The sequence below is a fragment of the Glutamicibacter sp. genome (assembly GCF_035257265.1).
GTDB lineage: Bacteria > Actinomycetota > Actinomycetes > Actinomycetales > Micrococcaceae > Glutamicibacter.
This window is the reverse complement of record NZ_DATEXC010000068.1, coordinates 1-15,605: the sequence shown is the minus strand read 5'-3', so window position 1 is coordinate 15,605 and position 15,605 is coordinate 1. Positions and strand designations below refer to the sequence as shown.

12 protein-coding genes are annotated in these 15,605 nt (G+C 55.9%); 8 read left to right on the top strand and 4 right to left on the bottom strand.

Translation table 11 applies throughout. The features are described from left to right. Positions 1-1,338: 1,338 nt before the first annotated feature. The 3 genes from VJ369_RS18115 to VJ369_RS18105 form a co-directional block, all read right to left on the bottom strand. A complete protein-coding gene (locus VJ369_RS18115) occupies positions 1,339-2,064 on the bottom strand; it encodes a glycosyltransferase family 2 protein (RefSeq protein ID WP_324093398.1) in 726 nt (241 codons plus the stop codon). A gap of 2 nt (positions 2,065-2,066) precedes the next feature. Continuing rightward, positions 2,067-2,663, bottom strand: a complete 597-nt coding sequence (locus tag VJ369_RS18110; RefSeq protein WP_324093397.1) for a hypothetical protein — start codon at positions 2,661-2,663, stop codon at positions 2,067-2,069. Between the two features lie 113 nt (positions 2,664-2,776). After that, a complete protein-coding gene (locus VJ369_RS18105; RefSeq protein ID WP_324093396.1) occupies positions 2,777-3,898 on the bottom strand; it encodes a ferrochelatase in 1,122 nt (373 codons plus the stop codon). A 948-nt stretch (positions 3,899-4,846) separates the two neighbouring features. Here VJ369_RS18105 and VJ369_RS18100 point away from each other — a divergent pair. The 5 genes from VJ369_RS18100 to VJ369_RS18080 all read left to right on the top strand — a co-directional run bounded on the left by VJ369_RS18100 (position 4,847) and on the right by VJ369_RS18080 (position 10,349). Further along, the gene (locus tag VJ369_RS18100; RefSeq protein ID WP_324093395.1) at positions 4,847-6,349 is read left to right on the top strand and encodes a fumarylacetoacetate hydrolase family protein; all 1,503 of its coding nucleotides are present in this window, start codon (positions 4,847-4,849) and stop codon (positions 6,347-6,349) included. After that, a complete protein-coding gene (locus VJ369_RS18095; RefSeq protein ID WP_324093394.1) occupies positions 6,349-7,008 on the top strand; it encodes a GntR family transcriptional regulator in 660 nt (219 codons plus the stop codon). Before VJ369_RS18100 ends, VJ369_RS18095 begins: the two co-directional genes overlap by 1 nt. A gap of 63 nt (positions 7,009-7,071) precedes the next feature. Further along, positions 7,072-8,559, top strand: a complete 1,488-nt coding sequence (gene hpaE / locus VJ369_RS18090; protein WP_324093393.1) for a 5-carboxymethyl-2-hydroxymuconate semialdehyde dehydrogenase — start codon at positions 7,072-7,074, stop codon at positions 8,557-8,559. Positions 8,560-8,605: 46 nt separating this feature from the next. Then, positions 8,606-9,703 carry a 3,4-dihydroxyphenylacetate 2,3-dioxygenase gene (gene hpaD / locus VJ369_RS18085; protein WP_414652678.1) on the top strand — a complete coding sequence of 366 codons (1,098 nt, stop codon included), beginning with the start codon at positions 8,606-8,608 and terminating at the stop codon, positions 9,701-9,703. Between the two features lie 205 nt (positions 9,704-9,908). Beyond that, on the top strand, positions 9,909-10,349 hold the full coding sequence (locus VJ369_RS18080; RefSeq protein WP_324093391.1) for a GNAT family protein: 441 nt from the start codon (positions 9,909-9,911) through the stop codon (positions 10,347-10,349). 189 nt (positions 10,350-10,538) lie between these two features. On the opposite strand, the gene VJ369_RS18075 is transcribed toward VJ369_RS18080, so the two are convergent. Next, a complete protein-coding gene (locus VJ369_RS18075; RefSeq protein WP_324093390.1) occupies positions 10,539-11,252 on the bottom strand; it encodes a FadR/GntR family transcriptional regulator in 714 nt (237 codons plus the stop codon). Between the two features lie 153 nt (positions 11,253-11,405). On the opposite strand from VJ369_RS18075, the gene VJ369_RS18070 reads away from it, so the two are divergent. From VJ369_RS18070 to VJ369_RS18060, 3 genes are all read left to right on the top strand, one after another. Next, entirely contained in the window at positions 11,406-12,767 is a 1,362-nt protein-coding gene (locus VJ369_RS18070) for an SLC13 family permease (RefSeq protein ID WP_324093389.1), read from the top strand. Between the two features lie 73 nt (positions 12,768-12,840). Beyond that, on the top strand, positions 12,841-14,034 hold the full coding sequence (locus VJ369_RS18065; RefSeq protein ID WP_324093399.1) for a CoA transferase: 1,194 nt from the start codon (positions 12,841-12,843) through the stop codon (positions 14,032-14,034). A gap of 2 nt (positions 14,035-14,036) precedes the next feature. Then, complete coding sequence (locus VJ369_RS18060) at positions 14,037-15,545, top strand: carboxyl transferase domain-containing protein (RefSeq protein ID WP_324093388.1); 1,509 nt, start codon at positions 14,037-14,039, stop codon at positions 15,543-15,545. Positions 15,546-15,605: the final 60 nt, after the last annotated feature.

Here is a 15,605-nt window from a genome sequence, read left to right as displayed (position 1 = left end):
CTTTGAGTAGCCGGCGTTCTTCGTCGGTGAGTTGTGGGGTGCGCATGCTTCCAAAATTAACATTCTGGCAGTGCTGGCACGGGTTTAACGCGCCGGGGTCAATGCTTTTTCAGAACCGTTTTTGAACTGTGACCGCCATAGCAAAATCTAGAATCCTATACAGTAGATGACGCCAATCCGGCAGCTACTGAACTGTTCGAAAATGCTCTTATAGATCTCACTCTCTGAATCAATCAATCTGTGAGTATTGTGTCGTGACCGGCGTATGACTGGTGAAGCACCATCATTTCTCCTGACTATCAATTGATACTTGCGAGTCACGAAGGTGCGCCTTTTCGAGTTTGTGTATTGAACTCGGCGAGGAATTTAATGCCTGCGAAACTTGACAGCATAGCGACGAATTCTTACTGAAACTACGGCACTCGTTGTGGCCGTCTATATCAGCCATAAAGATCAATGGAGATGAGCCCTGAAAAGGAACCTGATCCTCGCAACTTTCGAACGTAATTCTACGAGTTTCCTGAGTATTTTCTACCCTTACTACCGTGGCTATAACGCTTCAGATTATTATGAAAAAGCGAACTCACAAAGCGCACCTAACTAAACAACCTTTCGCGAGGTCGAGCTAAGCGTCCCGGGACATCCTGGGGCGCTTACTCATTTCTAGTACCAACACTGTCGGTCGTGGGAATAGTAAGAGAACCGGAGAGGAACCAATGCACCCTATCGAAATCTGTACAAACGGGCAAACTTGGGACGTGAGCCTCGACGGCTGGTTCCAAGGCACTTTCAAGTCAATGCATGACGCTTATCAAGCTGCATGCCACCTTAGCGTCGAGCACGAAAACACGAAGATCGTGGTGCACGGCGAAATACCGTCAATCACAAACGAAGGTACCCAGAAATCTGCCCCTGAGGATAGAACGTCACAGGCGAGATAGACATTTCATTCGGATACTCGGCGCCCGGCTAAGGGTCTAGCCCATCTGGGCGATGTTGACATGAATCGGTGTTTGCCGACTGCTGCTGGGTTTGGCATGGAATCAGCGGCCCAGGTTGCCTGTGCACAAAGAAGAACCGAGTTGCGCGACGACTCAGATTGCCTGCTAAACAGTGCGCGCAGATCTTTGGAAAAGTTTGAATTCACTGATCCGTCAGGACCACATGTTGTCGTTCTGGAATGGACTACGAGTATTCGACACCGCAGCTGGCAGCTTGGGACGCTTGATCAACAAAGCAAAGTCAGCTTAGTTTTGCAAGGTGAATTCCGATGGTGAGCGAATACTCTGGCTCCGCCGAATCCGGAGTTAGTTTTTGAGCTTCCACCATATTTGCGCTTTACTTCAACCCTAAAAACAGCTGCCAGCGATTAAGTATCCCGTTGATACCTCCATGCCTCGCCAATGTATTCATGGCAAGGAGACTGGACTGTCGAAAACCACGTGGCCGGAGGAAAACGCGTCCAGCCGCGCCCACACGAAGTGTCGGCAGGAACTTCAGGACAAAACTCTGCTGCGCGGCGCAGCTCAGATCCAGATCATCATGAATTTTGGTTCCGGTACGGCTGACCTGTTCCCGTACTCCAGTCCAGAGAGCACTTCGAAACGCCATGTTGGATCCCCACAGCGGAACCGTGGCCAGAGCAGAACCGAGCAAGAAAAAATACCCCAGGGCGTAAAGAGCTGAACCTAACCATCGAGTTCCTAGGGGTAAATCATAAAAGAACCCAGGACCGGTCAGCGCTCCGGCAGTCGGGTCCTGCACGAATTTCTTATAGATCTTCTCAAGCCAATCCGCCGGGGGCCGAGAATCAGCATCGCAACGCACAATGATCTCGCCAGTGGCACGGTCATATCCTGTGGCTGCTGCTGCGGGAATTCCGATATTTTTCTCAACAATGACTATAGCGCCGGCAGATTTCGCGACCTCGGCGCTGCCATCCGTGCACCCATTGTCCACCACGATAATCTCGTCTGCCGGCACGGTCTGATGTGCGAGATTATCTAAAAGAACCTTCAAATACTCCTCATCGTTTAGCACAGGAATCACAATACTGATGCGCATAGTTACCAAGACTTTCTGTTCGAACTGATCCAAAATAGGGTGCCTAGGATCCCTAAAATGCCTGCGAAAAAATCAGTCGTACTGTCTAAAATCCCCACCCCTATCTCGGACGAAATTAAGAAATAGCCGACCCATTCGCCCAACTCCCAGAGCACCGCAGCTAAGGACCCGTACGTGAGAAGCTCGCGGGCTCCAAGCCGCTGCTGGACTTGACTAGCCCCCACGGTGAGGTGATTTCGTCGGATGCGGATTTCGTAGATCAAAGCGGTAACCACTGCCATGACAATCAGATGCACTACGAGATCCAACCACCAGATAGCTTGGTAGAGTCCAATCGAGCTAAATATCCCGGCGGAGATGAAGGCTAACTGGCCGATCACGTCTTGTACACGAGATCTTACATAGTAGCGAAGCAGCCATGTGCCACCGGAAACCAGGGCCATCGCGGCGGAGGCAGCAGGGCCTGCATTCATCCATGCCAAGGGCACCAAGAAAAGCGCGATAATTCTCAAGAGATCGCTAGCATGAAACTTAAAAGTAGCTTCGTAAGCAGAAACGACCACGCCTGGTTCACCGCACCTTTCCTGCTCTTGCACCATGGAAAATCGTTGTGAACCTCTTGCATAGGGATCACTTCTTATCTGCGCGGTATTACTTATCTCAGAGAACTTTCCACGGAGTACACACAGGGGGAAGGAGCCACGCGGATTGCTCATTCTTGGGGTTCAGACCGACTCCAATTGGGAACCGTATTTTTCCACTTTGCACCTTCGCAACACGTCAAGGAACATGCACCGCTACCTGGACTCAGCGCCTTCCCAGCGTTGATGACTGCGGGCTCAACCTGTTCTCCTCTGACCTGCGCTACGCGTTCAATCACCAAATCAACTAGTCCACTAACAAATAGTGAAGAGGTCCCCACGCTCTCTGCACGAAGAAAGGACAGGCCTAGCTCTTGGGCTGTTTCGGCTGCCTCGGTATCCAAATCAAATTTGACCTCCATATGATCAGAGACAAACCCGATAGGGACTACGAGTACGCCCTCTATACCTTCGTCGGAAAGCTCACGCATACGATCGTTGATATCTGGTTCCAACCAAGGAGTATGTGGAGAACCCGAACGGGAACAGAAGACCAGTTCAGCATCAAGCTTTTCTCCACCGGCGAGTTCCTGTCCGATCCACGTGATCAGTTCTTCATGCTGAGCTTGGTACCCCGGGGTAAAACGTTCTGAGGTGCCTTGCATCGTGGAAGGGATCGAGTGGGTAACGTACAGGATCTTATGACGGGCGGGATCCAGTTCGCCGACTATTTCCTTTAACCGCGACAGCCCGTCGCGCACGCATTTGAGCTCTGCATGAGCGAATCCAGGGTGGTTGTAGTACTGGCGAACCTTGTCGAAAGTGACTTTTAGCCCCTCGCTGTCCAGTGCGTCCACCGTTTGAGCAAAGTCTTCACGATATTGCCGGCATGACGAGTAGGAGGAGTACGCCGAAGTATCGATGGCTAGGAAGTTCCTCGCAGCAGAGGTAGAAGCGTGCTCCCGGACAACATCGGTAAGATATGGGTTCCAATTTCGGTTTCCCCACAAAAGCGGCGTGCGAATTCCGCGAGAACTGAATTCGCTCTGCAGAGCCTGCAGTAATGCTTGATTCTGTTCGTTAATGGGAGACTTGCCACCGAAAAGGTAATAGTGCTCCCCGACTTCCTTGAGGCGTTCATCAGGGATTCCGCGCCCACGAGTGACGTTTTGCAGGAACGGAAGAACGTCTTCGGGCTTTTCCGGACCTCCAAACGACATCAGTACAACGGCGTCAAAAGGCTGTAGATCCATACTTTCCATCGGTTTCACTCACTGATTCGTCGTCTGAATTTTGTATTATCGGCATAAATTTCGAGGTCATCTTCCAATAAGAAAACGATGTCGACAGAGGATACGAAAATTTGAATCCTCCGTGCCTAACTGTTTCCCGTCGAAATTTATCAAGCTCACAAAAGTATCTTACCTAGCTAACAATACACTCAGTGAACAAAACTTCACTCAACTGTTCTTTTCACAGGAAATTTCAAGGAGCGCCAACGGGGGGGTACTGCGCCTATCTGCATCACATAAGTCAACAAATCCCCCTGCCCAAACCCCTTTGAAGTAGCCATCGGAGCTACTGAGCCAAAATGTCTGGCATCACGCACGAGCGGAAACCTACCTAAAGCGCGGTGAATTCTTTGCCGAGTAGAAATCGTTAGAGATGTGCAGTTGCCCTTTAGCTGTGATCACCCGAGGCTCAGCCAGCACATGATTTTGGACTGAATGCCAGACTGGGACGCGCCCTCGGCTGACACTTACTCCAGTCGAAGCTCTACCGATAAAACCCGCGAACCGATCGATGCTAGGCGGAAAGCGGAATATATCAGAATCAGGGCAGGACCGCTCCAGGTGGCCAAAGAGACTCAAATCCTCTGCCTCAAACGGCCCATACGCAACCCTAACCCCTGGTGTTCCTCGCCAAAAATCATCGGATCATATAAGCAACTTCGCTCCTCCAGCGCCCGACAGGGGGCTATTTCCCCCACCAATTCGGATGCAGAATTATGGTCGTTCATTTTGTCCCGCAGGTGAAGAATTGGTGGCAGGTTCCCCGGAATGGCGGGATATTTGCCCCGAACGAGAGCTCCAACCTGAACTCGGAAAAGTAACCAGCACCAATGACTTGACACCGATTGAGATTGAGAGCACACTAGATCGTATACGATTTGATGTACGACGAAAGTGGGAAAATCAAAGATGAGTAATCCGATTCCGGTCAGCGAAGAAACTTTCGCTCAGGCTGGCAAGGTTCTTGCAGTACACCTGAGCTACTCCTCGCGAGCAGCACAGCGTGGACGCACTCCTAAATTCCCGAGCTACTTCATGAAGGCTTCCAGCTCACTGGCAACCACCGGCTCAACTGTGGAACGCCCAGCTGGTACCGAATTGCTCGCCTTCGAGGGCGAAATCGCATTGATCATCGGCAAGGCTGCCCGCCGCGTTTCCGTTGAAGAAGCCTGGAGCTACGTCGGTTCGGTCACCGCCTCCAACGACTTGGGTGTCCATGACATCAAGTACGCGGATAAGGGATCAAATATCCGCTCGAAGTCCGGCGACGGTTACACCCCGATGGGCCCAACCGCCCTCGCTGCAGCCGAGCTGGATCCAGCCAAGCTACGCGTACAGACCTGGGTCAATGGGAATATCGCCCAGGATGCAGATACCTCGGAGTTGCTCTTTTCCTTCGCACAGATCGTTGCGGATCTTTCGCAGCAGATGACCTTGCAGCCAGGCGACGTGATCCTCACCGGTACCCCAGCAGGCTCCTCCGTATTCTTCCCTGGCGACGTCGTCGAGGTTGAGGTCACCGATCTGCTCACCGGTGCTACCACCGGGCGCTTGAAGACCACCGCAGTTGAAGGCACTTCCACTTTCGCGGACTTCGGCAACCAGCCGAAGGTCACCGACAAGGATAAGGAAGACGCTTACGGCGACCGCGAAACCGCGGGCATGCCAGCACTGGTCACCGGCAAGTCGGTACTCACCGATGAAGTCCGCGAACAGCTTGCCGCCGTAGCTACCGCCACCTTGTCAGCTACCTTGCGCAAGCGCGGACTGAACAACGTAAACATCGAAGTACCAGGTGCTACCAAGGGCATGAAGCGTGTCATCGGTACCGCCCGCACACTGCGCTACATCCCAAACCGCGAAGATCTGTTCAAGGCTCACGGTGCCGGATACAACATGCAGAAGCAGTCAATTGATTCCTTGAAGGATGGCGAAATCCTGGTCATGGAAGCCCGCGGGGAAACCGGCTCGGCAACCTTGGGTGACATCCTGGCACTGCGTAGCCAGCAGCTTGGCGCCGCAGGCATCATCTCCGACGGTGGGGTGCGTGACCTTGACGCAGTCTCCGGCCTGGAAATCCCAGTGTTCTACAACGGCGCCCACCCAGCAGTCTTGGGTCGCAAGCACGTGGCCTGGGACAAGGACATCACCGTGGCTTGCGGCGGCGTCTCCGTCCAGCCAGGTGACGTCATCGTTGCAGATTCTGATGGCATCGTAGTGATCCCACCGGCAATGGTCGCCGAGGTCGCCGCGGAAGCCATGGTCACCGAGTCCAATGACGAATTCATCTTCGCCATGGTTCAGCGTGGCCACGGTATCGAGGGCCTGTTCCCAATGAACGCCGAATGGAAAGCAAAGTACAACGCCTGGAAGGACGCCGGATCCCCGGATCTGGCCACCTGGGAGCTGTAATGACTACCTCCAAGTCAGAGGTCGCCTACGCGCTGGTCTCCGAACGAATCGTCAACGGGGCGTACTCCCCCGGATACCGACTCGTTCTGGGAACCATCGCCGAGGAACTGGGCTGCTCCGTAGTCCCGGTCCGCGAGGCGATCCGGCGCTTGGAGGCCGAAGGTCTGGTGCACTTCACCCGCAACGTGGGTGCCACCGTGGCCCAGGTGGATTCAACCCTCTACCTGCACACCATGCAGACCCTCGCGGTCATCGAACCAGCAGCCACCGCGTTGGCCGCGTCCGCCATGGACGAGGCCTGGTTGGCCAAAGCGCAGGATCTCAATGATCAAATGCGCCAGTGCTTGGAAGCGTTTGACCCGGTGGCCTTCACCGAGTTGAACAACGAGTTCCACCAGCAGCTCTACAGCCAGTGCCCTAACCCGCACATCTTGGATCTGGTCCAGCGCGGATGGCGCCGGCTCGCAGCAATGCGAGCCAGCTCGTTCACCCACATCCCGCACCGTGCCAGGCAGTCAGTGGAAGAACACCAGCATTTGCTGGAACTCATCGCCGCTCACGCCTCTCCTCGGGAAATCGAAGAAGCAGCCCGCACACACCGCACCAACACGCTGAACGCATATCTGGCTCAGGCCAATATGGCTCCCAGCGCTATCTAGAACCCATAATTTTCACTATTTCAAGTCTTTCATTTGTGAAAGCAACGCGAAAGGAAAACATCCATGAGCAACGTTCCGGAAAATCTCCCAACTCACCTGCAGCACTACATCGATGGAAAGTTCGTCGATTCCATCTCGGGTAAAACCTTCGATGTGCAGGAGCCCGTCAAGAACGAAAACTACGCCACCGTAGCTTCGGCTCAGCCCGAAGACGTTGACCTGGCAGTAGCCGCCGCCAACAAGGCCTTCAAGGAAGGCCCATGGTCCAAGATGCTGCCGCGTGAGCGTTCCCGCGTGCTGCACAAAATTGCTGACATCGTCGAGTCCCGCGACGAAGAGCTGGCACTGCTGGAGTCCTTCGACTCCGGTCTGCCAATCACCCAGGCCAAGGGCCAGGCTCGCCGCGCGGCAGAGAACTTCCGTTTCTTCGCTGACCTGATCGTTGCCCAGGTGGATAACACCTTCCGCGTTCCAGGGCGCCAGATGAACTACGTGAACCGCAAACCAATTGGCACCGCGGCACTGATCACCCCATGGAACGTTCCTTTCATGCAGGAATCATGGAAGCTTGCTCCGGCAATCGCTACCGGTAACTCGGTGGTGCTCAAGCCTGCCAGCTACACCCCGCTGTCGGCAGTACTGTGGCCAGAAATCTTCCGCGAAGCGGGCCTGCCAGAAGGCGTCTTCAACCTGATCTTCGGTTCCGGCGGCGTAGCCGGCGATTACCTGGTCAAGCACCCGGATGTGCCATTGGTGTCCTTCACCGGTGACAGCTCCACCGGCGCTACCATCTCCACCGCAGCAGCCCCGCAGTTCAAGGGCCTGTCCCTGGAGCTGGGCGGCAAGTCCCCAGCCATCGTCTTCGCCGACGCTGACCTTGAGGCAGCACTGGATGCAACCGTCTTCGGTGTCTTCTCGCTGAACGGCGAGCGTTGCACCGCCGGCTCCCGCGTGCTGGTTCAGCGCGAAATCTACGATGATTTTGTTGCCAAGTTCGCAGAACGTGCAAAGAACATCCGCGTGGGTCTGCCAAGCGATCCAAAGACCGAGGTCGGCTCGCTGGTTCACCCGAACCACTTCGACAAGGTCATGAGCTACATCGAAATCGGCAAGAAGGAAGGCCGTCTGCTCGCCGGTGGCGGCCGTGCAGAAGGCTTCGAGACGGGCAACTACGTTGCTCCAACCGTCTTCGCCGATGTTGCTCCAGAAGCACAGATCTTCCAGGACGAAATCTTCGGCCCAGTCGTAGCGATCACCCCGTTCGACACCGATGAAGAAGCACTGGAACTGGCCAACAACACCAAGTACGGCCTGGCCGCTTACGTCTGGACCACCAACCTGAAGCGTGCGCACAACTTCGCTCACGCAATCGATTCGGGCATGGTCTGGCTGAACTCAAACAACGTCCGTGACCTGCGCACCCCATTCGGTGGCGTGAAGGCTTCGGGTCTGGGCCGCGAGGGAGGCTACCGTTCGGTGGACTTCTACACCACTCAGCAGTCGATTCAGATCACGCTGAACGAGTCCCACTCCCCTAAGTTCGGCGTCTAACCCACCTTCTCGCTTTTGCAAAGGAGCAAAAATCATGGCTAAAGAAATCACTAACCCCATCCCGACCCCATCGGTGCCAGCGCCGGATATTCTGCGCTGCGCCTATGCGGAACTGGTCGTCACCGATCTGGCCGCATCGCGTAAGTTCTACGTCGATGTTCTGGGCCTGCACGTCTCCTACGAGGATGACACCCAGATCTATCTGCGGTCCTTCGAAGAGTTCATCCATCACAACCTGGTACTGACTCTCGGCCCGGTCGCAGCACTGAAGGCGATGGCTTTCCGTGTTCGCTCCACCGCCGAGGTAGACGCCACTGAGGCGTACTACAAGGAATTAGGCTGCCGCACCGAGCGCCGCACCGAAGGCTTCGTACGCGGAATAGGCGATTCGGTTCGCGTGGAAGATCCATTGGGCTTCCCTTACGAGTTCTTCTTTGATGCAGAGCACGTAGAGCGCCTGCACATGCGCTACGACCTGTACTCGGCTGGCGAACTGGTCCGTCTGGACCACTTCAACCAGGTCACCCCGGACGTTCCCCGCGGACGCAAGTACCTCGAAGACTTGGGCTTCCGCGTCACCGAGGACATCCAGGATGAAGAAGGCACCACCTACGCAGCCTGGATGCACCGCAAGGGCACCGTGCACGACACCGCGCTGACCGGTGGCAATGGCCCACGCCTGCACCACGTAGCTTTCTCCACCCACGAGAAGCACAACATCATCCAGATCTGCGACAAAATGGGCGCACTGCGCATCTCGGACCGCATCGAGCGCGGCCCAGGCCGCCACGGTGTATCCAACGCGTTCTACCTGTACATCCTGGATCCAGATGACCACCGCATCGAGATCTACACGCAGGATTACTACACCGGCGACCCGGACAACCCGGTCATCACCTGGGATGTGCACGACAACCAGCGCCGTGACTGGTGGGGCAACCCAGTAGTTCCATCGTGGTACACCGAAGCGTCGAAGGTCTTGGACCTGGACGGCAACGTGCAGGAAGTTATCACCCGCACCGACAGCTCCGAAATGGATGTCACCGTCGGCGCCGATGGCTTCTCCTACACCCGTGAGAAGGACGAAGACGGCACCTACCGCGGCGAGCCTTCCAAGGGTTTCAAGCTCGGTAACCAGGTCTAAACTACCTACCGGCTTCTAGCCACCAGCACCTAGCCCGGTGTGATTCACAGATTTCTTCCCTGATTTCCTGTGAACCACACCGGGCTTTGTTGTGCACTGAATCAGGTTATTTATTTCATGACGGCCAAGGTGGAAGATATTCAGTGTCTGAACTTTGGGACCTAAGATTACTTCGGAGTAATGCACAATCAATGTCAGTACATTCTTGACCATCCATCTTTTCATCAATGGTTCCTTGCATTGGACAAATCAAACCGACACCACCCACCTGCTTCGGACTGGAGCTGGTGTCGTTGGTATCGCTGATGCGCAGGGGACTTTCGTTGGCCGGCTAGATATCAACGGAATAGATAGCGGTGCTCTTCCACGAGCAACCATTGGATATTGGGTGGGTGCACACGGCAACAGACTGGGTCTTGCTTCCACCGCTGTTGCTGAAGCCATAGTAATTGCTAATTCCCTTGGTCTTCAGCGGTTGCATTCCGAAACGCAGTTCCATAATAAATCCTCGCAACGTGTTCTGGAGAAGAACGGATTCACTCAATATGAGCTCGCGCCCAAGTACCTGAAGATTCCTGATACTTGCGAGGATCATCTGCTGTTTTTAACGCCTCATCAAATAAACGCAGGTCTAGTTCGTGTGTAAACGGCACTTTCGGAAACATACTTGAGGATTGGCTATACAGGTCTTGGGGATTCTCGACCGACCGGCCGGAATTTCGCCGCAAAGAGCTATGCCGAGCCAGAAGTGATTTGCAGTGCCGATTAGGAGTTGCAGACTCCAATAAATCTTGAGATACCTCAGAATTTGGTTGAACGACCCTGTGCCAACGTTCTAGTCCACTTCTTCTTTCAGCAACGCGACATCCGAAACCAGCTCGATATGCTCACCCATCGCGAGAGCAGCCGCCGCAGAGTCGCCGCGGCGGATAGCATCGGCAATCTTCTTGTGCGATTCAAGAGACCGCTCCGGCCGTCCCGGCTGTCCCAACGACTCGATACGTGTTTCCAGCACCATCTCGGCAATGAATGTCATCAATTTCTGCAAAACGGCCGACTTTGCTGCAGCCGTGACCGCTTCGTGGAAAAGCTCGTCTCCATGCGCACCGCGGCCGCCATCTTGGATTTCTCCAGCCATCACCAACAACGCATGATCGATTTTCTTTAAATCTTCGTCGGTTCGTCGCTCAGCTGCAAGGCCAGCAAGTTTCACTTCGAGAGTGCTACGCGCCTCGACGATTTCGGGCAATCGCGATTCGTGTTCCCGTAATTCTCGCAACACAGTAGCTACCGAGGGCCGGTACCGCAAAACCGCACCTGTGCCGTGCTGAACATCAATTACGCCTAGCACTTCGAGGGCAACCAGTGCCTGGGCAAGGGTGGCCCGCGAGACGCCAAGCTGTTCTGCCAGTTCGCGTTCAGCAGGTAAGTGATCTCCGGGGCCCAGCTTTTCTTCCTCTACGAAAGCGAGGATCTGTGTCATTAATTGCTCATATAACCGCGGACGTTGCACCTTTGCAAACTGCCGGGGCTTTTTCACCTCAGCCACGATTACTCCTTCATAAAAAATGTGTCTTGGATCAAACCTACACCGAAAATTAGCTTGACAAGATACTCAGAGTCTAGGAGGCTAGGCCAGTAGGCCAGTGATTTGAATCACAGGTCGAATTCAATCACACGGCCTTCAAGAAAAGGACTCCCCATGTCTGTAGCGCTTGTCTCCATCATCGTTCTGGCGGTGATGTTCATAATTGCCACGATGTTCCCAATCAACATGGGTGCCCTGGCATTCGTAGGTGCATTCCTGCTCGGCACCATATTCCTGGGCATGGACGCCAAAGATATTCTTGCGAACTTCCCCGGCGGACTGTTCCTGACCTTGGTCGGGGTGACCTATCTATTCGCCATCGCTCAAAATAACGGGACAATCGATATCTTGGTCGAGAAAGCGGTCAAGCTTGTCGACAACCGAATTTCGCTGATCCCCTGGGTTATGTTCGTCATTACCGCCGCCATCACTTCCATCGGCGCGCTAGGCCCGGCAGCGGTAGCAATCATCGCCCCGATCGCTTTGACCTTCGCACAGAAGTACAAGATCAATCCTCTGATGATGGGCATGCTGGTAGTCCACGGCGCCCAAGCCGGTGGATTCTCCCCCATCGCCGTCTACGGCGTCATCGTCAACGGCCTCATCGATGATGCTGGATTCCCTTTCAGCCCCACCGCACTATTCCTCACCAGCTTTGTCTTCAACCTGGTTATCGCAATCGTGCTGTTCCTTGTACTGGGCGGCAAAAAGCTGGCTGGACAGCGCGCCGGCGCAATCGCCGAACGCGTTGCTGAAGCGCGTCTCTCGGTATCGGTGGGCGCACGCTCCTCCGATGTCGATTTCAAGGGCAGCGGTTCCGGAACCTACGGACCACGTGATCCTGCCGGTGACGGAGCAGTACCGAAGGTTCCAGGCCAGCGCTTCGGCCAGATCATGACCATCATTGGCCTAATCGCTCTCGCAGTTATCGCGCTGGGCTTCAAGGTCGACGTTGGATTTGTATCCATCACCATCGCGGTGTTCCTGGCGCTAGTGAACCCCGCCGGCCAAAAAGGTGCGGTCAACAAGATCAGCTGGTCCACCGTACTTCTCATCTGCGGCATGCTGACTTTCGTCGGAGTGCTGGAAGAAGCTGGCACCATTGAATACGCTTCCAACGCAGTAGCCACTCTGGGCGCACCACTGCTGGCTGCTCTGCTGATTTGCTACATCGGTGCATTGGTCTCCGCCTTCGCCTCCTCGACCGCTATCCTTGCAGCGCTCATCCCACTAGCCATTCCGTTCTTGAACTCCGGTTCAATCAGCGCGATCGGTCTGATCTGTGCACTCGCCATCGCCTCAACCGTGGTCGACGTATCGCCGTTCTCCACCAATGGAGCGCTGGTCTTGGCAAACGCCCCCGAAGGAACGGACAAGGACCGCTTCTACAAGCAGGTACTTGGCTACGGAGGCATCGTGGTGCTGGTTGGCCCGCTATTGGCCTGGGCCACTCTGGTTCTGCCCGGCTGGCTATAACCCACCACATAATCATTGAATCTGAGATTTCCTAGGAGGAACGTTGAGCTCTATTACAGCTGTCGCTAGCAAGATGCAGGCAGGCACCGCCGGACCATTAAATGGATACGTTGTCCTAGATCTGACACGCGCATTGGCCGGTCCACACGCCGCAATGATGATGGGTGATTTAGGCGCAAAGGTCATCAAGGTGGAAGCCATGGAAGTAGGAGATGACACCCGTGGTTGGGGTCCTCCTTTCGTGGGACCCGAGGATGACCCGCAGGCCACCTACTTCCTATCCTGTAATCGAAACAAAGAATCCTTGACGCTGAATCTGAAGGACTCGGCGCACAAGGAAAAACTGGTCGAGCTAATCAAGAGCTCGGATGTCCTGATGGAGAACTTCCGCACCGGAGTGCTGGACCGTCTCGGCTTCAGCATGCAGCGCCTGCATGAGCTCAACCCCCGTCTGGTGATCATGTCCATCACCGGTTTTGGACACGACGGCCCCGAAGCCCACCGCAGCGGTTATGACCAGATTCTTCAGGGCGAAGCCGGGCTAATGTCCATCACCGGTTCCGGACCAGATGATCCGCAAAAGGTCGGCGTTCCGATTGCCGATCTGCTCTCCGGAATGTACGGGGCATATGGCGCGCTGGCAGCATTGCTGGAACGCGAGAAAACCGGGCGCGGGCAGGTAGTACGCACCTCGTTGCTGGCTTCAATCATTGGGGTGCACGCCTTCCAGGGAACCCGCGCCACCGTAGCCGGGCAGAATCCACAAGCTATCGGAAACCACCATCCTTCCATTTCCCCTTACGGGCTCTACGGGTGCGGGGATGGCAAGGTGCAGATCAGTATCGGCAGCGAAAAGCTCTGGGTTAAGTTCGCAGACGCCTTCGGTCTTCCGGCAGAGGATCCTCGGTTCGCTTCGAATGCTTTGCGGGTCGAATACCGCGTACAGCTCAATGGACTAATTGAGGAGGCTTTCAGTGGATATGGTGCCCAAGAGCTATTGAAACTACTAGACGAGGCTGGCATCCCTTCTGGCAAGGTCCGCAGTATCGAAGAGGTCTACCAATGGGATCAGGTCAAATCCCAAGGTTTGGTCGTGGAGGTAGAACATGAGGTTTTAGGCAAGATTGATTTGCCAGGCCCACCACTGCGTTTCTTCGATCCCGCCACCGAACAGGAACTGACGAAAACCCAGCACAGTGCACCCCCAGTACTCAACGCGCATGCTGAGGCTATCGAACAGTGGCTGCACAGCGTCAAGGAGAATTAGTCATGAGCACCAAAACCGCCCGCATCGGCGCCGCCGAACTGCTCGACATCGTCCTGGACCAAGGCTCCTTTGAATCTTGGGACACCACACCTCAGCAGCCACCACTGAGCGAAAGCTACGCAGCAGATCTGGAAGCCGCCCGGATCAAAAGTGGCGCCGATGAATCGGTACTCACCGGCAAGGGAATGATCCACGGCCGGCCGGTCGCGGTGATCGTCTCGGAGTTCAAATTCCTGGCCGGTTCAATCGGTCAGGCAGCGGTCAACCGCATCAACGCCGCAATCACCCGCGCCACCAGCGAAGGGCTGCCCTTGCTTGCCGGGCCTGCTTCCGGCGGCACACGCATGCAAGAAGGCACCCTGGCATTCCTTGGCATGGTTGCCATCACCGACGCGGTGCGCCGGCATAAAGAAGCTGGTCTGCCCTATCTGGTGTATTTGCGCCACCCCACCACCGGCGGGGTCATGGCTTCGTGGGGATCACTGGGCCACATCACGGTCGCGGAGCCCGGAGCTCTGCTCGGCTTCCTTGGCCCGCGAGTTTACGAGGCGCTGTACGGACAGAAGTTCCCGGACGGGGTGCAGGTCTCGGAGAACTTGTTCCGCAAGGGCTTGATCGACGCGGTGGTGACGCCGCAAGAGCTGCCCGAGCTGGTGGAGCGCGCATTGCGGATCCTGCAACCGAGCGCAGTGCCAGCCTCGCTGCCCGCGCCGATCGGCACAACAGCAACCTCCGCCGGTCGGGACGTCTGGGAATCGGTGCAGATCAGCCGGAATCCGCGGCGGCCCGATACCCGCATGATTCTCGCGTCGGCCGATGACATGCTGCCGCTGAATGGAACCGGGCAAGGCGAGAAGGATCCCGGCCTGATCCTCGCGCTGGCACGATTCGGCGAGCAGCGATGCGTGGTGCTTGGCCAACAGCGGCCACGGCATCCCGGCACCTTCAGCATGGGGCCGGCCTCCTTGCGCGAGGCACGCCGCGGCATGCAGCTGGCCCAAGAACTAGGGCTTGCCTTAGTGACCATCATCGATACCACGGGAGCCGAGCTTTCGGCCGAGGCCGAAGAAGGCGGACTGGCCGGTGAGATTGCCCGGTCGCTGAGCGATCTGATCGGGTTACGCTCCCCCTCGGTATCGGTGCTGCTTGGACAGGGCACCGGCGGAGCTGCCTTGGCACTGCTTCCTGCCGACCGGACCATTGCCGCACAGAATTCCTGGCTCTCTCCCCTGCCGCCCGAAGGCGCCAGCGCCGTTATCCACCGCAGCGTCGAGCAGGCTCCGGCGATGGCCCGCGCGCAACGCATCGGAGTGGATTCCTTATACGGCTTCGGGCTGATCGATCATGTGGTCGACGAGCACGAAGATGCTGCTTTGCAGCCGCGTGAATTCGCGCAAAGGTTCTGTGCGGCGATCGCCGCGGAAGTTTCTCTGGCCCGCGTGATTCCAGAAGATCATCGTCTGCTGCGCCGGCAGCAGAAGTTCCAGAATCTGGGCACTTTAGGCGACTAGCGACGCACAGCACCCACTGCTCCGGCATCAACGCAGCGGCCCGCACTCTTTCGAGTGCGG